The following is a 21,797-nucleotide window of genomic DNA, read 5'->3' on the forward strand; positions in this document are numbered from 1 at the left end:
ATATGGAGGTATTTTTTTTCATAAAATTTGCATGTGAATGATTATTCGTCTATAATTACATCGTGAACGATATAATCAACAACGATATTAATTATGAAACAAGTTAAAACATCTACTGTACAGAATATTTTTAGAGTATTATTAGGTTTAGCCATGCTATATGCCGGTATCGGTCACCTAACATTTAGGAGAATAGCCTTCCAAGCTCAAGTGCCCACTTGGTTAACTACAGATGAGGCATTTGTTGACTTTGTAGTTTTAGCATCAGGGGTTGTAGAGATTTTATTCGGTGCATTAATGGTATGGGGTAGAAATGTGAAAGTACAAATAGGTATCACATTAGCTATTTTCTATATATTAATCTTTCCTGGAAACATCAATCAATATATTAATCATATTGACTCGTTTGGTTTAAATACCGATACTAAACGTTTTGTTCGTTTATTATTCCAACCGGTTTTAGTATTATGGGCTTTATGGTCATCAGGAGGCCTACAATACTTGAAAGAGAGAAAGAATTCAAACTAAGATGGATCAATTAAAACTAAATCAGCAACTGTGTTTTCCACTTTATGCAACCTCTAGGTTTGTGACACAGTTATATCGCCCATTATTAGATAAGTTGGGAGTTACATATCCTCAATACTTAGTATTATTGGTCCTATGGGAAAATGATGAAGTTCCAATAAAAGAAATTAGTGAAAAGCTTTTCCTTGAGACAAACACGCTGACTCCATTACTAAAAAGAATGCAAGGTAATGGATTGATAGTTAGAACAAGGTCTAAAAAAGACGAAAGAATTGTTACTATCTCGCTAACTCAAGAAGGAAAACTTTTGAAGGAAGAAGCGGAGCAAGTGCCGGTTCAACTGCTTGAAAAATTAGAAAGTTTATCAATCAGTAAAGAAGACATACACCAAATGAAAATAATTTTGGATAAAATGCTTCAGGCGATCAATGAAGAATAAAAAAGAGGTACTATAACTAAATAGATTATGGTACCTCTTCTTTCTTATTTATGCTCTAAGACTATTGTAGCAGAACTAAAGTTGTTGGCCACCTTGACATCTTGGTAGGCAGCATTATAGAGAATTAGTGAAATCACCAAAGAAACTCTTTCTTCAGTAATCGTATTTTCAAAAATTCCTGAATTTACTACTCCATTAATGATACCTTGTGCTATATTTTCAGATCCAAGATCTTGTGCTTCTACTAAAATATCAGTAATAATTTTACTCACATTTTCCTGATTGATATTGTCTTGTATAATATCTAAATCCATAATCTTATTAGCAACAAAACTTCCGATTTGTTCAGTATCAAGATTTCGTATCTTTTCTATCACAGGGAAGACTATACTAGTCAAATTCTCTTCATTAATTAGATTAGTGATTGCTGTATTTACAGATTTAGCAATTTTAAAAGATAGATACTCTGGATCTTTATCAGTAAATGCTAATGTTAATTTTGTTGTGATATACTTTTCCACCTCAGGTGAAAGATATTGACCAATTCGGGATAACAATCCTGTTATTTTCTTAGCAGCTTCTTCTGAAGGAATTTGTTGTAATTTAATAATGATCGATTCAATTGTGTTTTGAATAAATTGAGTCGATAAGAATTCGTTTTTTACTAAACTACTGATTTGAGTGGTTGTTTTTTCTGCTCCGCCATTTAAACTAATAATAGGTTTTGCAGCAGTAAATGCTGTTTTTAAAGTGGAAGATATAGTATCGTAATCGGGATCCAATTGGATATCATCGAAAGTATCGTTTACAATATCAACAATACTCTTGATCGCATCAGTTGCTTCATCGGCTAACTCTCCCATTTTTAGAATAGAAGTATCTTCAATTTTTTGAACAAAAGGGTACAATACATAATAGATATTTGCTTCATTTATCCAGTTTTCTTCAATAGTAGAAGTAAAAACCAAAGCAATTTCAGTGACTTCTTCTGGCTTCATTTCAGTAAATGATTCCCATGCTTTATTTACTATCGCACTAACATTTTCCTCAGATAAAACACTGCCTACTAACTTTATTAATGCCTTAGAGATATTCTCAGCGCTTTCTTTAGGATGATTAGTTGCTTCATCCATATAAGGTAAGATATACTCATATATTTGTTCTGTACTTAATTTTTCAGAAACAAGAGAAGCGACCTCTTCACTAATTTTTTTTGATACTTCTTCTGCATCAAAATCTAATATATTATTGAGTTCTTCTTGAATGATGATTGCCAATTTATTTCTTAACTGTAGACTTTCTAGGTAATTAAAAAGTTCTTCAGATACATATTGAGCACTTTCTTCAGGTGTTATCGTATCAATAAATTCGACTTTTCCTGATAACCAATTTCGTATTGCGTCATTGATGATTCCTTGGATTGTTTCGTTATGGTACAATAATCTTGTCACAAGACCGCCAATTTTATCAGGTGTTCCGTTGGCTGCATACTTGACCAATTTTTCATTAGCATCATTGATTAGCTTTGATACATCCTCTTCATTGACAGTCAACTCAAAATGTTTCAATTCAGGAAGGTATTGATAGCGATAGTTTAGCTTGATATTATCATTTGATATTCTAATCTTCTGATCATTTATGATGAAGTAACTACCTATATTTTCAATTTGAAAATCATTTACTTCCCTAGCGGCTACAATGTCTTTTTCTGCGGTAAACTCATGTACAGTATTTGAGATAGCATCGAATGGCATATCATCAATATCATAATCACCTTGAGGCAACTCAAACTGGTTTTCTCCCCATAAAATTGGAGGGGGTACGGCATCACTTTTAGTTTCAATCTGAAAATTATTTAAATACCATTTGTATTTATGAAGTACCGATTCTGTCTCATTTACATGATTAATTACAGGGTCTATTGGCTGTTCACAACTTATCAAAAGAATTAGTGATAAAACGAATAACGTAGCGGAATGAAATAGGGGTGTAGTTGTATTCATTTGAGATTTATATTCAGATATTGAGATTACTTATTAATAGGTATTGATAAAGGTTAGGCAAAGAGTTCTTTAAGATCTAACTCCGTCCAATCAGCATAATATCCAGGTACTGGAATTTTTAACCAGACTTTTTGTCCATCAATATCAAATACTGTTTGATAGTTGGTGATATCAGTGTCTTGGAGCATGGGCTTAGTAGAACCTCCGTTTTCCTTAAAAGAATTGTCTTTATTGAATAATTTTAGATCCATTAGGTCTTTTATGATAGAGGCATCAACGTGTCCTTTCTGTTCTTGGAGACGTTCTTTCATATTTGAAAATCTCTTTAAAGAATTACTTTCAGTTTCTCTTTTTCTTAATCCCCAATCATCATTAATAAAGGTATTGGCAACAACAAGTGAGTCTTTTTTTGCATTACGAATGCGATTTCCTGCTAAAGAAGAACACTCAGTAGAAATAGCATTAGCTTTATCAGCCAATGTAAATATGATCGATATACTAGTTTGTAAACCGTTGAACCTTGACGATAAAGCGGGTAGCGAATTTGTTTCACTAAGTAAGTCAATCACAGTATTTAATATTGAAGGCCTTTCCAAAGTAACAATGGAGCCTCCCATACTCGTACCATCATGAATATCTAGATAAACTCCATGGTCATTGACAGCAGTAAAGGTGCAATACATACCAGGCCATCCAGTTGTTCCAATTTTAAATGATCCATCAGTAGGTTTTCTTACTGTAAATACTGTTGGGAATTGATTAAATTCTGGACTCCAATCAAGGTTACGACCGATATACATATTCCCATCTTTGGAGTGTTTACCAAAAGAAGCTATCGAGGTACATCCAGCAAAAGATTTTAATTGAGCGGTGTAGATTCCAAATTCCATAATTTGGTCTAGAATGACCACCTTACTTAAAGTCCAGCCACTACCTAATACCACTCCATCATAAAATTGCCTTGTTCTTAACGAACCTCCATAATAGGCTCTATTGACCCATAACTTGATACTTAAATCATTAAGCACATCAGTGTTAATTAGAGGTTGAACCAAAGTGTCGTATGTTTTCTGCATTTCCTTGACCATTAAAGCTCCATACTGCTCACCCATTTCGATGTTAGAGCCAGTGATGACGGGAATTAAAAAACCATTTGCTTCATATAATTTACCTAAACTATATTCTTGAATTAAGTGTAGACCTTTGATTTCCATTATATTATTATCTTCTGATTTAATGATTTTATCAACTGATGACCTTACAAAGGTCTATGTAATAGAGGCAAAACTGTTGTATGAAAGAGTTAAGGATTTATACAATCTCGTCAAAAGTGATGCACATTATGCAAAGAGTTCTTTCAAAGAAATAGGAGTCCATTTTGTATAGAATTCTGGTACAGGCATTTTCACCCATAGTAAAAGGTTACTGATGTCGCATACTATTTGATAATTAGTGATATCACTATCAATAAGTTGAGGTTTTGTACAATCTCTATTTTTCATAAGAGCATGGTCTTCATTGAAAAGCTTTAAATCCATTAATTCCTTCATAAGGCCAACGTCTATTTTGCCTCTATTTTCTTTCAGATGATATGCTATGTTTGTAAATCGCTGTAGGGAATGACTTACCGTTTCTCTTCGCCCAATTCCCCAATCATCATTAGTAAATGTATTGGCAACTACAAGGGAATCATCTGCAGTGTGTTTTACGCTATTTCCTGCTAATGAAGAACATTCAATTGATAAAGCAGTATTAATATCAGCAACTGTTAGAATAATGGAAATACTAGATAACAGCCCATTAAATTTAGTTTTCACTTCATCAGAAGAATTTACCTCACTAAGTATATCTACGACAGTATTTAAAATAGGAGGTCTTTCTGTAGCTACAATAGCACCACCCATACTGGACCCATCATGAATATCCATATAAACTCCTTTATCATTTAAGGCAGTGAGACTATTATATATACCAGACCAACCTATCGAACCCAATTTATAAGAACCATCGATTGGTTTTCTGATGGTCAAAACTAATGGTAATGTATTCAAAATAGGGTTCCAATTAAGATTACGGCCAACGTACATTTTTCCATCAATAGATTCTTTACCAAAAGAGACAATAGAAGTACAACCTGCAAATGATTCTAGTTTTGATTTGTAAAGTCTATATTCATAGATCTGATCAAGAAGAATTACTTTTCGTAAGGGCCAACTTGAACCTAATGCTATACCTTCATAAAATTGTTTTGTTCTTAACGAACCAGTTGTATATGCTCTATCTATCCATTGATCAATAGTGGTATTATCTATTGTTTTAGCTTCTATTTCTGGTTGAACCAACAAGTTGTAGGTATTTTGCATCTCTTCTGTCATTAATGCACCATATTGTTCTCCCATTTCTATAGTTGAACCAGAAAGTACTGGAATGAAGACACCATTGGTCTCAAATAATTTACCAGCATTGTATTCTTTTACGAAGTTTAATTCAGGATTTTCCATAATATCTCATTTATGAAGTAGATTGAATTTAAGATGACAAATCAATTTTGAAGGACTTGAATCATTTGAAGGTTTACATCGGATTATCTTTATTTCGCGAAAATAAATGTAGCTGATGCCCTAAAACCGTAATTAGCTTTTGCACTTTCAGGAGCAACAAGATTGAATCTTGGACCTACTGATAATTGTACTTTTTGTCCACCTAAGCTTGTTACACCGCTAATACTTGGTGTAAACCATAATACTGTGGCATTGTTATTCCAATCATGTGTCATTTCGAAGACTGAAGAAACGCCTGCACCACTTTTCCAGTTATAAGTTAAAAAGGGTTGAAAGAAAAATTGATTAACATCGTTTCTTTGATCATTACCTGCCACACTCCAAATCTGATTTACTAAGAAACCATAGGTAAGTGCATTTTGCTGTTTTAATGCAACGAATGTCGGACCAACACCAAACTTCTGTGTTCCTAATAATTCATGCGAGGCAGAAGGGATTAATAAGGCTGGACCAATACCCCAGGTAAGGCCATTTTTTGTTTTTGATGGACTAAAGAAACCACTTAATACCATATCACCTGTACCTGTTTCTAGGCCGTTCATTCCAGAAATGTTTTCTTGATGGATAACGGGTAGAACCATACGAGTTATTAAATTAATATCTTCAGAGATTTTAAAAGGTAAGACCGGTTGGATATTTAAGGTGTTTCTTGTTCCGTTGAATTCACCAATGCCGAAATCCATATTATTTTGGAAAGGCATACTAATTAAATTAGCAATAGGATTGGCTAATTGTTTGGCTAGATCATCATGTTTATGCTCATCTTGGGCAATAACAAGCTGGTTACAAAATGTCCAAAGTAGCATAATGTATAACGTCTGTTTAAATTTCATTTTCTTAAACTGTTTTGATTGATTTATATATTATTGATTTGATAACGCAACAAATATCTTGGGTTTCTGTCCCAATCATTTATATATTCTACTTATGTTGTTACATAAAATCGTTAAAGTAAAGGGGGAAGAGACTTATCCGTTTGTAAGCATCCATTTTGGTACACTAAGTCTCTTTTTAATAGCAATTGATCTGATTAAAAAGGTGATAATTATGGAAGAGATACCAATAATTACGTTGTATTGAGGAAAGAAGCTCACTAAGCATACGTATAGAATTGCACCAATTGTTACTGGTACTGCATACAGTTCTTTTTTCATTAATAAAGTAGTATTTCCGGCAATAATATCTCTTGTAATTCCACCGCCAATAGCGGTTAAAACTCCTAATAGGATAGGACCTATTGGCCAAGCGAAATCGTATTGTATCGCCTTTTCTGCACCTTGTATAACAAATAATGAAATACCTGCCCCATCCAAATAGAGCATTAACTTGTAGATGTATTTCTTCGACATGATACTGTTACCATAAAATGCAATGAGGCTTGAGAAAATTGCCACCCATAAATAGCTGAGTTCGCTTCCCCAAAATACAGGAACACCAAGTATAATATCTCTCATAGTACCACCACCAATCGCGGTGATTATACCTAAAACAATAGCTCCAAAAATATCTATTTTCTTGGGTAAGACAGAAAGTACAGCTGTTACTGAAAAAGCCACAGTACCTAACATCGCAATGATAAAAGAGAAATCTATTGTCGGCATAATAAAGATTTTTTATGTGATTTGATTATACTACAAATATCAAGGATAGCGATAAAATAGACTTGTAAGTATTGATCATGTGGTTACATAAAATCGTCATAAAAAAAGGTAGCCTCTTATTATAGAAGCTACCTTTTTGTGCATTTCTTTTAATCTTCAAGATTAGAAGGTTTCATTAAGACTTAAAAACAGCCCTTTTGCATCGTAATCTCCCCATGCATAGTCCAATGTTAAGTTGGTTCTTGATTTCTTATTTAACATCACTCTTAGACCTACACCATAACCGAAGTTATAGTTTTGGAAAAGATCAATATCAGCATGCTCACTACTAGCTGTTGTCGCATTTGCAAAAGCCACTGCCCCTAAGAAATTAGGGTTCTTTCTTGTTCCTAATAGATGAGCTCTATATTCAAGTTCTGTATAAACAATGTTTTCTCCTCTAAAACGACCTTGTGTATAAGCTCTTCCTGATCTACCAAATTGATCCCAACCCAATGCAGGTAAATTCATATAAGGTGTGATACCAGAAGTAACAAAATTGCCATATCCCCAAAATGCTAGCATATGATTGGGCTGTAAACCTGTCTTCTTTTGTCCTAGTGCAAAATAATCTCTGTATTCTAACCATAAGGTTGAGGAGTTTTTCGAACTGCCCATCCATTCTGGGTTCATTCTATAGGTTAAAAGTGCATATCTACCAGTATATGGATTAGCTGCATTGTCTCTACTATCATACATAAAGTTTAATGATAGTCCAGATAGAATATATTCTTCATCATTAAACCCATAATAATCGGAATATGCTTTATGACTTGAGTATCCATGCTCATTGTAATACTCGTCATTAATATCAAAATGATAATCCATGTGATAGCCTACACCTGCATAAAAATTGGTTTTTATTTTGAATAATGCAGTTTCATGAAAACGGAAATATTTAAATTCCATTAGCTGAGGATCATAACCTGGAGCAAATCCTTCTCCATAGCTTCCCGCTAAGGATTTTTGATCGGCAGGGCCTGTACCTAAACCAAAAGTGGGTTGAGAGGTATCGAACATTCTCCAATCACCAAGTAAAACGATTTTATCATCAGGCAAATAAACATTGCTTTTAAAGGTAAACATCAACTGATTTTTGGTGGAATAAGTTAATGTACCCAATGACGTTGACATTCTCGTTGTAGATGGATCACCCATAAACATATTGAATGAACCTGCAAAACCATACAAAACACCAAAAGTTGGGTTTGATGCAACAATAGGCAGTGGGGCAGAATATAGCTTACCTTTTACAGGTGGAGCATCTTTGTCTTTTTTCTTTTGTTCTTTTTTTGTTAGGCTTACTTTTACTGTGTCTGATTCAAGTGTTAAAGCACAAACATTTATGCTGACACCAGATAGTAATGATAAAATTAGGAAGTTGATTAATTTTAGTTTCATTTTAATTTGATAATGATAATGATAATGTTTAGACTACATTTCAAAATAAAAACTATGTTTAATATAAAACTAAAATAAACTCTTATTAAGTTTGAATTGAAACAATAATTAAATTTAATTCCATTTTTTTGTCATATTTAAAGAAATGAACTTCATTGTAGCATGAATATTTAATGGTCATAACCATTAGAAAGTTACTCCTTTCATAAAGTTTTTTCCTTTGAATCCGAATCTATAATTTAAGCCAAATACGATTTGATTTCTACTACCAAGGAAGGAGTATAATGCAGTAAACTGATACCTTTTGTTATGTTGATAATTAATACCTAAAGACATACTCCATGGATAATAAAGAGCTTTATCAAATGTATAATACAAATTATGTGGGTCAGTACTATTTAAGAAGTTACTAGCACCAGTATAGATTCCTTCAAAAATTTGTTTTTCTGTTCCTGATAATTGGTTGTACCAGCCATCTAATTGTTGACTAGCTCTTTGTTTGCCTTCTGGGGTAATTCCAATTAATTTTTCAATATCTACCGAACCTCCACTAGATTTATTCAGTCCCATATATTGTACACCAACCATAGCTACAATGTTTCTTTCTGGATTTTTACGGAACCTAAACATATGTCCAATTCTTGCATTGATAACATTGGTCTTTGAGGCTTTATCAGTACTACCTGTATAAGTATATACCTGAGTGAAATCTGCCGAAACCACAAGAGGACCAACACCTCCCGCTACCACTGTACCCCAGCCGACCGAAGGTCCTTCACTTCTTGCAGTAAAATCCATATTAAATGGTAATCCCAAAGAAACTTGTGTATCTGACTTGATATAACCACCAATTGCATAAAGGTTTAAGAATGGTAATAACCAGAAATCGTATCTTGCGGAGACGGCATTTACGTTGGGTGTGATATTATTAAAGCGAGCCAATCCATCTACATTGACAAGATTGGTAGGGGAAAATCCGACATTTAGGTTACTTACCATCAAGTCTTGTTTTGAGTAAGCATAGTTAAGCATAAACCCGTTGGGGAAAGGTAAGTCAAACCCTTTTTTTCTGATTTTTGCTCCCATTATTGGAAAATGCCAAGGGTATTCGGTTTGTTTCAGACTATCTCTATAACTTTCATAAACATTATCTATTGTTAGATTTGAAACGGATCCTTGCCCGTAAGATTGGATAGAGATAATAAATAAACCTATGATCACTAAAAAGGACTGTAATGTTTTCTTTTCCATTGTATTCGCAAGTATGAGAAGATTATTAGATTGAATTGAAAGGATTATCTTTCATTTAAGCACATTACAAATGTCCGGATTTCCAGAAAGAATCAATTATATATTTTGTTTAAGGATTTACACATTTTCGTCAAAATGATACTTCTGATGATGATGGGTAATTAGAAATTCTTTAAAAAAGGGAGGTAGAGGTAAGAAATATTATTTAGGGTAGTTTCTATGATCAAGGTGATCTAAGTAATACTATTTTAGTAAACGAATGAGTATAAAAAATGGCCTCATCTCTAAAATAAATTAGCGATAGGTGTTAAAAGATGAGTTTGCTTATTTGATATAAATGGGTTTTTAAATTTTCTTTTCCTTTAATACAGAAGGAGCAAAGCCATAGTACTGTTTAAACATTTTGCTCATATAACCGACATTTGTAAAGTTAAGATCCATAGAAATTTCTGTAATACTCTTGTTGGTTCTATTGATCTGTCGATAGGCTTCTTCAATTTTCTGCTGGTTATAAAACTGTAGTATTGGCTTGTCAAATATTGATTTAAAGACTCTATTCAGTTTGGAGATACTCATTCCATACTTAAAGCTAAGTTCCGATAAATTGGGTTGTTTGGTAAAGTCTGAAAGGTACTGTTCTTTTAATTGCATCATGATTTTTAAATCATCTTCATGTATGTTACGTTTAAAGCCATTGGCTTCTTTTTCCATTTTCTCTCGGATAAGGCCTATAATCTCTAAAGGTTTAGTGAAAAAATAGATGGGAATACGTCTTTTTTTATCAAGGTTGAAGACAATTGCTCTAACGAGGTTTTCTATTTCTATGTCTAAAGAAAAGTATTTAAACCATGGGTTCTTATCATAGATAAGTTTTGTAATCTCACTAATATTTGCTGCCATAAATTTTTCATATAAACTCAGGGAGAATATAATAGACACCCATTGGCATTTTGTATTTAAAGGGTATTCCACCTCAAATTGTTGATTAGAATTGTAGAAAAATACCCCTAAGTTGTTAAAATCATGAGAGTCCTCATCACCATGGAAAGTTCCTGTAAAACCAATTTTTAGAGCAAAATAGGGTTGATCTTCCTGTGTTCTATTACTTCTAAATAAGACAGGCTTTTTAAAATGCAAAGTAGAAATAGAAACATACATATCATCTAGAAAATTAAAAGAGTGTGCATCTATATCACACCAACTATTTTCAACTTTTAGGTTTTCTCCATCCCATTGACCTCTAAGGTCTTTGGCTACTTTTTCATAAGATCCTGTAGGAGAGAGCTCATTTCCTTCAATGATGTATTGATAATCCATATTCTAATTTTTCTGTAATACATCTAATATAAATGATTTGCATTGGAAAAATAAAAAGGAGATGAACAATAACTTCATCTCCTTCTTTTCTTTAGAGGAAAGCTCTGAACCTTAAACCAAATACAGATGTAAAATCAGTATTCATATTCAAGGCAGGGTTGGCTACCAATTGTACACTAGGTGTAATTTCTGTATGGTGGGTTAATTTAAATTTATAGAAGATTTCAGAAACATATTGGTCTCTCAATTTCTGTCCAAATGTACTCTCACTGGGCCTATTCCAGTTTAAACCAACACCTAAAGTGTTTGGTCCCATAATATTGTAGGTAAACCCGGCACTTACAGAGGCTTCATAAAAACTGCCACCATCTTTTGCCCATCCTCCTCTTACAAAAGGCATGAACTTATTTCCAATTAGCCAACTGGCAGATCCTATAATCCCATATCCACTTTTTGTTCCTATTATCTCGCTTGCATCCACTTGCCAAATGGTGGCATGGACGTTCTTAAGAAAAGCTGACTTCATTCCTGGTGTATATCCAATTTCAAAGGTCTTGAGGGTTTCAAATTTATTGAAGAAGGTATCAAAGCTTTTCCAAAATTGGGTGGCTTGACCATTTATGTCAATCATACTACCCACTAGATAGACATTATCATTCAACCATACATTTAGCATGGCCCCCATAGAACCATCTGGAAACATACCACCCATAGTACCCGACCCTGTAGCAAATAGAATATTATTAAAACTAGTCCAAGGACTTGCAGCAGCATGCACATCTGCCCAATCTGTTACATCAACAAAGCCTGCGTAAAAGACAACTTTATTATTGTTGAAACTCTGTCTCCAATATAAATTGGTCATTCTCCATCTTTGGTCATTGTAAACTGATTGCATAAAGCCAGCAAAACCAATATCAATAGGACCATATTCTCTCAATGCATTTTCTGTATACCGATGGCGGTTTTCAAACTTAAAAACCAAACCACCTTCTGAGGTCCCTTTTTTATTCCGAATCATATTCCATTTGCCGTAGACTCTAAATACACCACTTGCTCCAATATTATTGTTGACTGCGGAAGTTGCTCCCATTATTTGAGAGTTATAATCCATATTTACTATGAAGCCGCTTTTATCATAGAATTTATTTTTAGCATCGTCAACACTGTCTAGGGCATTCCATAAACTTGTTTTTCCTTTATCTTCAGCATCACTTTCTAATTGATTTTCTACTGAGGCAGGGCTAATGATCTTACTTTCCTTTTGCCCATAAGTTTGCACACTGTAGAATAACATTAAAAGAAATAGAATGGGATGATATTTTTGATTGATTCTTATGAAAGCCGAAAGGTGAGGGCTTTTATTTCTCTTGTTCATCGTTAATAGTATTTGATAGTTTATGATGCTATTCTTAAGGCAAAATGTTTTTGAAGATCTTACCATCCTTCATAATTAATAGAAGGTTATTTTCCGGTTCAGATAATAATGTGATGTCTTCTAACGGATTACCATCAACGATAAGTAAATCAGCATAAGCTCCTTGCTCAACAACTCCTAGTTTAGCTTCTTTATAGGGGTGTCTTTCACCACTTCTTTCAAATAATTCAGCGTTGTAAGAAGTGGCTTGGAGTAAAATTTCGTAACCAGTGAAATACTTTGCTCTAGCTTTAAACTCTAGACTTTGCATACGTTGGATATCCAAAGAACCTAATGCATCGGTACCCCAGCTCATTTTCACACCAATTTTCTTCGCTCTTTTATATCCTTCTTCTGCACTTGCCTGTGCTATTAAATATTTCTTTGCAGCTTCACCTTCTAGACCTGCTTGCTTTGGAGTCAGACCAAAAGCAAGGAATTGGGTTGAAAAGAACACATCATGATCTTTCATCATTTGGAAAGTTTCTTCTGTGGCAAATAACCCATGTTCTACACATTGGAAACCAGCATTTATAGCATTCTGTACCCCTTCATTAGAGTAGGCATGAATTGTTGCATAGGTACCCCATTTATCCGTTTCTTTTACGATCGTCTCTAATTCTTCAATGGTATATTCAGTAACATCAATAGGATCATGAGCACCAGTGATCGATCCACTTCCAAAAGCTTTAATTTGAGCCGCTCCACTTCTAAGAATATCCCTAGTGGCCTTTTGAGTTTCAGCAACTCCATCAGCAATAATCGTCCATCCTCTCAAGTAGGCTTTGTCTATTTGTCCTGTAAAATGAGGCGATAAATACCACTCTTTGGGGTCATAATCACCATGGCCAGAAGTTTGAGATAAAAATGCTCCTGATGGTAAGATTCTAGGTCCTGGAGTAACACCATCATCAATGAGTTGTTTTAATCCAAAAGAGGGGCCCCCAACATCTCGAATAGTAGTAAATCCTCTCATTAACATCTCTCTTGCATTTACTGCAGCTAACACTCCTGAATATCCTTCAGGTGCTCCATAAACTAAATATTCAATATTGTCATTCCACATGATATGGGTATGTGAATCTGTCAGACCAGGAATTAAAGTTTTCCCTTGACCATCTATCACTTCACAAGAATCAATTGCGATATCTTTTGCTATTTTTTGTATTATATTCTCTTGAATCAATACATCTACACCTATTTTTAATTGTTCATTTTTACCATCAAAAACATTCACATTTCTGATGATGATATTTTTTTGTGCGAAAAGTTGAGTGCTGAATACTAAGCACATGAATATTAAAAGGTTTTTCATGATTTCTGATATGGATAAATTGAAAGTTTACAAATTGTTGGGCTTGTATGGAGTATTATTTATGCAAACCCATATGAAAGTTTATCATTAGCTATTTATTGCTTTGATTATGCTTTTAGTGCTCATGTTCATGACTATGAAGCGAACAATCATCTACAGATATATTATTGATAGCATGTTTTTTAAGCCAATATGCTTTGTTAAGGGGGACATGCTTCGATTGATCTGTAATTTCATATCGTATTGGTTGTCCTGCCCAAACTTTTTTAAATTCAGAATCTTCTACTACACATTGACCATTAACGATAACATATGGGATTCCTGTAGAAGGAGTACCTTGTTGCTTTAGTTTATATGTAGCTTGGTCTGAAACGGAATTAGGGTTAAAAATAGTAATATCAGCAACCATTCCTTCTTGTAATCGTCCTCTTACTTGCATTGCCTCTAATCCAGCATCGCCAAGGTGTTTAGCTGGCCAATAGGACATTTGAGCAATACTAAACATTAATGGGACACCATTTTCTCTAGCTAATCGTAACACTTTAGCTCTTGTGCCTGCAGTTCTTGGGTGGCCTTTGTATTCTTCAAATGGTACATCCCAGGAGTCAACTCCCAAACCAGAATAAATTGCATCTGATGCGACAGTCATGTGCGGCATTTTTAACCAATCAGTCATCCAAAGCTTTCTATTTTGATTGTAGATAACGACAAGACGGCTTGGGTCTTTTGCCTCAGTAGCTAAAAATTCTTCTTTAGTTAAAAATTTATCATCAATGGGGTCATAAATATCTCTTTCATAAACTCCCCCTAATACATTTTCAAACATTTCTGGTTGTAAAAATGAAGAAGAAATTGAAGTGGAAGCTGCTGTATAGGGGTAATATTCAGACCACACATTATGTCCTTGTTCCCTAGCTTTTTGAAGTTTGTCTTCATTTTCCATCCATCCAAAATCATTGTTATGCTGCAGTAATAATGGAGCATTTAACACTAATGCATTAGCTAAAATTTCATCAAATCCAATTGGAGCTTGTGGGTTTTTAGGACTACCATGAAATCTGACATGTGCTGTGGAAACACGACCGTAGTTAGCTGCTACCTCTTGAAGTTTATACATCTCAAGTGTTGTTACACCATCCACCATGTAGCCAACCGTAGAATTAAATCCAAGAGCTCCTTGCATCATGGCTTCATCTGCTAACCTTAAAATCTCATTAAGTTGTTCTAAATTACTTTCGGTATCCTGCCAACCACAATCCCCATCAGCACAAGCATCAGCTCTTAGTTTTCCTAATAATATTGGAGCGTCGGCCCAATCAGGTAGTTCAACTTCTGGGTCATGAACTTGTATGCGAATACCTTCATGACTGATACCGGTACCATAATTTAAAGGCCATTTATTTTCTTTGGCTTTGTACCAATTATCAACTTTTATTGCTCCAATCTCTAAGTCCATTCCAGTAGTTACTCCATCACGAGCAGCCATCTTTAATGAAAGTCCATCTAAAGCGTGGAAATGAGTATCGATAAATCCTGGAGCAACTACTAACCCTTCAGCATTAATTGTTTTTTTACCGCTAATTTCTTGAGGAGTAATGATTTCTATATTGCCATCTTTAATACCTACATTCAGTACTCTATCCAACATAGTTTCAGGATCCATCACTCTACCATTCAATATCACAAGATCATAGTCTTGAGCATTTACTATAAATAAAGGTAAAAGGAGTATTCCGGTAAATAACCTTATAAATTTTGATTTCATTGTAATGTGATTTATAGTTTGATTTCTAATTGATTACACTACAAATGTCATGGTTGACCTCTCAAATCATATAGAGAAAATGATCAAGGTGTTATAGATTATCGTTAAAGTTGAAAAAGTATAGCACACAAAAAAGGTTATAGCATTTGAAGACTATAACCTCTGGAAATTATTTTAATAATTTTAGATTGCTTACTGTGGTTCCAATTTTTACTTCATCTCCATCTTTTTTACCAAGGAGTGATTTATAAATAGGGGCATCAGAAGCGACACCGACCACTTGTTTTCCTTCATATTTAATAGGAGGAAAGTTAGTGCCAAAAATTAAGAACATTTGGCCTGTATCTCCTACAGATCCTCCTCTTACCTCTACGTTGGTATTTTCCATATCCAAGGCTTTTTCGAGTGTTTTTATATTGTTTGTGAGGATATCAATACTATCACTTGCAATTGTGATATTGGTTATTTCATCCTCTGTATTATTCTCGTAGAGCTTGGTGTCATTGGTATCAATTGTATTCTTAATTGATTCTTCACTGTCTTTATAAAATTCATTAATAGACTTTCTAAATTCAGTGATTACATAGTTAATGATTTCACTTCTAGTTGCCATAGTGTTGTTGAATTGATTACTTCGAAGATACATTAATAATTTTTGGGTAGTTTCTTAATTCATAAATAGTAATATTCTTTCGTCAAAACTGAATATTTATACCTACTAGATTTATAAGAGAACTTTTATTTAATTCATTAAATTGTCAATTACATAACTATTAATCCATTTAAAAGTTCAAGGAAAATGAAATGTTCTGTATATATAGCCACAAGTGCTGATGGTTTTATTGCAACACTAGAAGGTGGCGTAGATTGGTTACATACTGCCGGTAATCCAGATGCAGATTTAAAAGAGGATGCAGATATGGGTTTCCAGAAATATATTTCATCAGTCGATTGTATGATCATGGGCAGAAAATGTATGGAAGTCATCTCCAGTTTTAATCTTACTGAGGAACAATGGCCATATGGCAGTACAAGAATTTTTGCACTGAGCAATACCTTGAAAGAGGCTCCCGAAAATCTTAAAGGTAAGGTGGAGATGTATTCAGGTGATATACTCGATCTCATCAACTTATTAGCATCAGAAGGTTATAAGCATGCATATATTGATGGAGGGTCAACAATCCAATCTTTTCTAAATTTAGGTTTAATTAATGAAATGACGATTTCTAGAGCACCTATTTTATTAGGTGAGGGGATCCCTTTGTTTGGAAAGACTAATCAACATATTCAGTTACGAAATGCTGAAGCAAAAGCATTTGCCAACGATTTTATACAAGTAAAGTATGATGTAGTTTACGATTAATAAACTGACAAGATAAATAAATATCAAACCTTAGATTTCTAATTTAAATGAGATCTAAGGTTTTTTAATTAGTAATACAGAATAAGTAATTATCGAATTTATTCTGATTATGATTCTATATTACCCATGTATTTGTTGTTACTTTTCTAACTATCAGAAACATATTATATTTATTTGGTAAACTATTATTTAGCGAACTCTTTTTTTATTCTAATGAAATTACTTTTAAACAAACTATTATTAGTCTTTGCCTTATCTGCACTACTATTTGCATGTGAAGAAGAGAAGGTAATACCACAAATTGAGATCGAAGAAGAAATTGAAGAAAAAGAGGAGGAACCTCAGAAACCTCTTTTTAACACACAAACTTTTTCACTGTCCTTCAATAAAATAATGCGAGGATGCTTTGGAGGAAATTATGTGCTTACTTCTGAAATGGATAGTAATAAACTGTTGACGACTTCTGCTTCGATGCCTCATCTCGGAAAGTTCGGTGAAGACATTATCTCATTTGAACATTTAACGGATGAGTATGATTCTGTTTTATCTACAAATGTGACTTTTAATGAAACAGGGTATAGTTTAGCTTTAACCTATGAGTTTAGTGATTTATCCCACAAGATTACTTTCATTAATTCATCTACGGATATCACTCAAACTTCAAGATATAGTGATGACCCATACAACCGTATTTTATATGAAACACATGGAGGAAAATTTTCATTGATATTTTACAATGAAAGCGGTCAGTCAGTGGCATTAGGTATTGACAGGTTTGAGCAAAATTATCCCATTCCGTATGATGGTTATGTTTCATATAATGGGCAAAACAATGTATCTGTAGTTGAAATCCCAGGAGAGTATGGTTACAGATATGACTATACTTATGATAATCAAGAAAGGTTTAGTGAGATTAAATATGTATCTCAGGATTTTAGAAGAAAAAGTTACATCAAAAGGTTTGAGTACTTTGAGGATCATTTTGTTGTCAATGTTAGTTCAGATGCAACATCTACTGAAAAGGGAGATTATGATATCTATTATGGGGAGAAGAAGAAACTTTTGAAGAGTAGATTTCACCAAGATGATTATTATGTCGACACTAATTTTGCTCTTGATACTACCGAATTATACATTTTTGGAAAAGAGCACCTATTCTATAATAGAGTAGAGGATGGTGAAGATGAATTATATTTAATTTTACGAAGAACTGTTGCTGATCAATATGTGCAGAACAGTGATGTAGAATTTAATGTTTATGATGGAGATGAAACGTATTTGGGTCAGGTGAGTTTCTATAATGATACTTTCGTAGATAGCGATGGTATGGAACACCCAGAAATACCTTCTTATTTAGACAATCTATCATTTACTTATGGCGTGACGGAATACAATACTATATCTTCGCACATTCCTTTTTAAAGGTAGTAGCTGTATAAAACAAAGGGCAACTCATCTATTGGGTTGCCCTTTGTTTTGTTTTAAAATTTATTTTTTGTTTTCACTCTTATTCTGGGAGTTTTTAAATACTGAGCTTGCAGTAGCAATCATGCCCGAAATATTAGCCAAGTCAGAAGGAATAATCATTGAATTATTTTCTTTTGCGAGTTTACCGAATTCATTAAGGTATTGTTCGGCAATTCTTAAATTAACTGCATCGAGACCGTTTTGAGAACTGATCGCATCAGAAATTGCTCTAATCCCGTTTGCGGTTGCATTAGCTACTTCTTCAATCTCAGAAGCTTTACCTTTTGCTTCATTGATTCTTTTTTGTTTTTCACCCTCAGATCTTTTGATCAATTCTTGTTTGTCTCCGTCAGCCACATTGATTTTTGCTTGCTTTTCGCCTTCAGATTCAGCAATCATTGCTCTTTTTTCTCTTTCAGCTCGCATTTGCTTTTCCATTGCATCTTTTATGCTCTGTGGAGGTGTTATGTTTTTTACCTCATACCTACTCACTTTTACTCCCCAAGGGTCACTGGCTTTATCAACGGCTGTAACAATAGTGGTATTAATGTTATCTCTTTCTTCAAAGGTTTTATCAAGTTCCATTTTACCAATTACACTCCTCATGGTTGTCTGAGCAAGTTGTATAGCGGCAAATTTATAATCTTCAATACCATAAGAAGCCTTTTTAGGATCGAAAATCTGAATGTATAAGATCCCATCTACCTCTACGGTGATATTATCTCGAGTAATACAGCTTTGCGAATCAACATCAATAGCTTGTTCTTTAAGAGAATGTTTGTAGGCAACTCTATCAAAAAATGGGATGAGGATGTGAAAACCTGCTTGAATAGTACCTCGGTATTTTCCCAACCTTTCGATGATGTATGCAGATCTTTGTGGAACTACTTTGATATACCTTAGTAAGACTAAGAGTATAAAAACTCCAATTCCGGAATAGATAATTGTGCTTATTTCCATTTTAGTTTTGTATTAATTCAACTTTGAGTATTATGCTTGCTTTTCCTTTAATTTCGACGATTTGACCTTTTCTGATATGCTGGTCAGACTCTGCAGTCCAAACAGTACCTTTGAATTCAACTTGCCCAGGTTTTTTGTCTTTAATATCTTCAATAACTTTGGCTTGGTGACCAATAAATTCTTCCATTAAGAAGTGTTCTTCCTTTACTTTTGATTTAAAAAATCGTGTTTTCAATTGTCCTCTTAATGTGATAAGAAGCACTATTGACGAAAGGATAAAAAGGATTATTTGAAAATCTGTTGATGGTGTATAAATCACAGAAGCCAATGATGTAATCCATGCACCTATTCCAAAGAAGATAAAGACTAGATTTGGTCCGATGAATTCGATGAGTAACAGTAGTAACCCAATTAAAAACCATATTAATGTAGGATTACTTAGTAGAGTTTCAAGTTCCATTTTAGTTTTTGATATAGTCAGGTTTAGAATTATTATATTGTATATATACGAGTTGTTTAATTATTGGGTTTGAATTGTTGAAAAAATGTAAACATCGAAAATAGGGATATTTCTAATGTAATAAAAACAAAGTGTTAAGAATGTAGTTTTCATTTTAAGCTTAAACAATAACAAAAAGTCTAATCCAATAAACAAACTCTGAAAACATGATTATTTACCTTCTGAAGTTTATTGAATGGAAAAATTTGCAGACTTTCATCTTCATCTATCTCTAAAACATCTAGTAAATAAGGGCCAAAAAGGGAGACAGAACATCTGGGATACCTTAGACTATAACCCTACAAAACATAGCCAAAAAAGGGCTTCAGGAGACCGCTATGATCAATCTAGTCTATCTTTATTGATCGATACAAACGTAAAAATTGCTGTGATTGCATTGCACCCAGTAGAACGGTTTGCTTCAGGGACGTTTATTAATAGGTTGATGAGTAAATTGATTTGTGGTTTTCAGATGAAAACACTTAGAAATTGGGTACAAGAAGGTGTATATGCATTTTCATTATTAAATAGAGAAATCGAGACTATCCTGTCTTTAAAGAAAGAAAACAATTATCGAAAGGAATACCCAACATGTTTGGTAAACGGATCGAGAAAAGCACTAATACCTGTGACAAAAGAAGAAGTAGAAGATGAACAAATCACAAAACTTTTTCTGAGTATTGAAGGAATACATGCTTTAAGTGATTTACCCATGGGATGTACTGAAGAGGAGTTGGCAGAAGAAGTATTAAAAAATCTCCATCATATTCAATTCGAAAGAAATCTACCCATATTCTCATTAACCCTTTGTCATCTTACTAATAATTCTTTTTTCAAACAAAGTTGGGCATTGCCTATGCCTGGAATTTTTAATTATATCAGAATACCATTAATGGACTTATTGGAAAAACCATCGAAGCCAATAAGCATTTATGGTAAAAGAATTATCAATCAATGTATAGATCACTCCAGGCATAAACGCATATTGATTGATGTTAAGCATCTTCATATTGAAGCCAGGTATGAATATTATAAGATGCTTAAAGAGAAGGGGCCCAACCCTTTAGACCATTCCGATACCCCATCTACAATTTATGCACCTATCATCGCTTCTCATGTTGGTGTAAGTGGAATGGAAAATAAGGAGCGCGCATTAACTGTAGGGAATGCGTTTAATGAAATAAAAAAATCTAAGTACAGAAGGTTTAATCCTTGGGAAATCAATCTATGTGATGAAGAATTACAAATCATCATGGAATCTAAAGGCATGATTGGTATTTCTTTGGACCAGAGGATTTTGGGAGTAAGGAATGATCAATATGTTGAAGAAATAAAAGGGATACTGATCAACAACTTTGGTTATGAGTATTGGAAATCATTGAAGCCGATAGAAAGAAAAGAGGCGATTCATTCAGCTATATTTCTGGATAATCTTTTATATATCATTCATAAGATGGGCCATGAAAATGCATGGAAATGTGTATGTATCGGTTCGGATTATGATGGTATTATTCGTCCAATTGTAGTTTGTCCGACTGTCGCTTACTTTGAATATTTTGAGAATTATCTTGTTCAGCATTTCGAGCAACTTAGAATCCACACCGATGAAGAGATTTTTATTCCGGAAGGAGAAACAATAACCTCTTTAATGCGGGGAGTTTTTTATACTAATGTTCGAGATTTTCTAAATATTAATTATCTCAACTAATGTATTAAAAATGAAGAAAACCGGAATATGAAATAGAATAATCGGTTTATAAAAAGTTGATCTACGTCACCATAGTATACTATAGTGTAGTTCAATTAATAGTGATTTAAGATAACCCAAAAACGATTTTTTTATATCGATGATTTTTTGCCCATATCGATAA

The 21,797-nt window shown here is 33.7% G+C and carries 19 protein-coding genes; 5 read left to right on the forward strand and 14 right to left on the reverse strand.

Annotated features, from left to right (window positions below; all coding sequences use genetic code 11):
• Positions 1-93 precede the first annotated feature (93 nt).
• Positions 94-528, forward strand: a complete 435-nt coding sequence (locus HGP29_RS22465) for a DoxX family protein (protein ID WP_168884696.1) — start codon at positions 94-96, stop codon at positions 526-528.
• A 1-nt stretch (position 529) separates the two neighbouring features.
• On the forward strand, positions 530-967 hold the full coding sequence (locus tag HGP29_RS22470) for a MarR family winged helix-turn-helix transcriptional regulator (protein ID WP_168884697.1): 438 nt from the start codon (positions 530-532) through the stop codon (positions 965-967).
• A 44-nt stretch (positions 968-1,011) separates the two neighbouring features.
• On the opposite strand, the gene HGP29_RS22475 is transcribed toward HGP29_RS22470, so the two are convergent.
• The 12 genes from HGP29_RS22475 to HGP29_RS22530 all read right to left on the reverse strand — a co-directional run bounded on the left by HGP29_RS22475 (position 1,012) and on the right by HGP29_RS22530 (position 16,250).
• Complete coding sequence (locus HGP29_RS22475) at positions 1,012-2,970, reverse strand: hypothetical protein (RefSeq protein WP_168884698.1); 1,959 nt, start codon at positions 2,968-2,970, stop codon at positions 1,012-1,014.
• A gap of 53 nt (positions 2,971-3,023) precedes the next feature.
• Positions 3,024-4,184 (reverse strand): C45 family autoproteolytic acyltransferase/hydolase, encoded by a 1,161-nt coding sequence (locus HGP29_RS22480; protein WP_168884699.1) that lies wholly within the window; start codon positions 4,182-4,184, stop codon positions 3,024-3,026.
• A gap of 126 nt (positions 4,185-4,310) precedes the next feature.
• Positions 4,311-5,471, reverse strand: coding sequence for a C45 family autoproteolytic acyltransferase/hydolase (locus tag HGP29_RS22485; protein WP_168884700.1), 1,161 nt, complete (start codon positions 5,469-5,471; stop codon positions 4,311-4,313).
• Between the two features lie 89 nt (positions 5,472-5,560).
• Complete coding sequence (locus tag HGP29_RS22490) at positions 5,561-6,364, reverse strand: hypothetical protein (RefSeq protein ID WP_168884701.1); 804 nt, start codon at positions 6,362-6,364, stop codon at positions 5,561-5,563.
• A gap of 135 nt (positions 6,365-6,499) precedes the next feature.
• Positions 6,500-7,132 (reverse strand): trimeric intracellular cation channel family protein, encoded by a 633-nt coding sequence (locus HGP29_RS22495; RefSeq protein ID WP_168884702.1) that lies wholly within the window; start codon positions 7,130-7,132, stop codon positions 6,500-6,502.
• Between the two features lie 162 nt (positions 7,133-7,294).
• Positions 7,295-8,572, reverse strand: a complete 1,278-nt coding sequence (locus HGP29_RS22500; protein ID WP_168884703.1) for a BamA/TamA family outer membrane protein — start codon at positions 8,570-8,572, stop codon at positions 7,295-7,297.
• Between the two features lie 186 nt (positions 8,573-8,758).
• The gene (locus HGP29_RS22505; protein ID WP_168884704.1) at positions 8,759-9,823 is read right to left on the reverse strand and encodes a hypothetical protein; all 1,065 of its coding nucleotides are present in this window, start codon (positions 9,821-9,823) and stop codon (positions 8,759-8,761) included.
• Positions 9,824-10,168: 345 nt separating this feature from the next.
• Positions 10,169-11,140 carry a helix-turn-helix domain-containing protein gene (locus tag HGP29_RS22510; protein ID WP_168884705.1) on the reverse strand — a complete coding sequence of 324 codons (972 nt, stop codon included), beginning with the start codon at positions 11,138-11,140 and terminating at the stop codon, positions 10,169-10,171.
• A 91-nt stretch (positions 11,141-11,231) separates the two neighbouring features.
• Positions 11,232-12,518: a carbohydrate porin gene (locus HGP29_RS22515; RefSeq protein ID WP_168884706.1), complete on the reverse strand. Its 1,287-nt coding sequence runs from the start codon at positions 12,516-12,518 to the stop codon at positions 11,232-11,234.
• 34 nt (positions 12,519-12,552) lie between these two features.
• A complete protein-coding gene (locus tag HGP29_RS22520; RefSeq protein WP_168884707.1) occupies positions 12,553-13,872 on the reverse strand; it encodes a metal-dependent hydrolase family protein in 1,320 nt (439 codons plus the stop codon).
• A 115-nt stretch (positions 13,873-13,987) separates the two neighbouring features.
• A complete protein-coding gene (locus tag HGP29_RS22525; protein ID WP_168884708.1) occupies positions 13,988-15,637 on the reverse strand; it encodes an amidohydrolase family protein in 1,650 nt (549 codons plus the stop codon).
• A 169-nt stretch (positions 15,638-15,806) separates the two neighbouring features.
• Entirely contained in the window at positions 15,807-16,250 is a 444-nt protein-coding gene (locus HGP29_RS22530) for a hypothetical protein (RefSeq protein WP_168884709.1), read from the reverse strand.
• 186 nt (positions 16,251-16,436) lie between these two features.
• On the opposite strand from HGP29_RS22530, the gene HGP29_RS22535 reads away from it, so the two are divergent.
• Positions 16,437-17,000, forward strand: a complete 564-nt coding sequence (locus tag HGP29_RS22535; protein ID WP_168884710.1) for a dihydrofolate reductase family protein — start codon at positions 16,437-16,439, stop codon at positions 16,998-17,000.
• Positions 17,001-17,213: 213 nt separating this feature from the next.
• On the forward strand, positions 17,214-18,422 hold the full coding sequence (locus HGP29_RS22540; protein ID WP_168884711.1) for a hypothetical protein: 1,209 nt from the start codon (positions 17,214-17,216) through the stop codon (positions 18,420-18,422).
• A gap of 66 nt (positions 18,423-18,488) precedes the next feature.
• Here the strand turns inward: HGP29_RS22540 and HGP29_RS22545 are convergent, their stop codons facing one another.
• Together HGP29_RS22545 and HGP29_RS22550 are read right to left on the reverse strand one after the other, a co-directional pair.
• Positions 18,489-19,427 carry an SPFH domain-containing protein gene (locus tag HGP29_RS22545; RefSeq protein WP_168884712.1) on the reverse strand — a complete coding sequence of 313 codons (939 nt, stop codon included), beginning with the start codon at positions 19,425-19,427 and terminating at the stop codon, positions 18,489-18,491.
• Position 19,428: 1 nt separating this feature from the next.
• A complete protein-coding gene (locus HGP29_RS22550) occupies positions 19,429-19,887 on the reverse strand; it encodes an NfeD family protein (RefSeq protein ID WP_168884713.1) in 459 nt (152 codons plus the stop codon).
• Between the two features lie 235 nt (positions 19,888-20,122).
• On the opposite strand from HGP29_RS22550, the gene HGP29_RS22555 reads away from it, so the two are divergent.
• On the forward strand, positions 20,123-21,634 hold the full coding sequence (locus tag HGP29_RS22555; RefSeq protein WP_168884714.1) for an amidohydrolase family protein: 1,512 nt from the start codon (positions 20,123-20,125) through the stop codon (positions 21,632-21,634).
• Positions 21,635-21,797 lie beyond the last annotated feature (163 nt).

Source organism: Flammeovirga agarivorans (assembly GCF_012641475.1).
In the GTDB taxonomy this organism is placed as follows: domain Bacteria; phylum Bacteroidota; class Bacteroidia; order Cytophagales; family Flammeovirgaceae; genus Flammeovirga; species Flammeovirga agarivorans.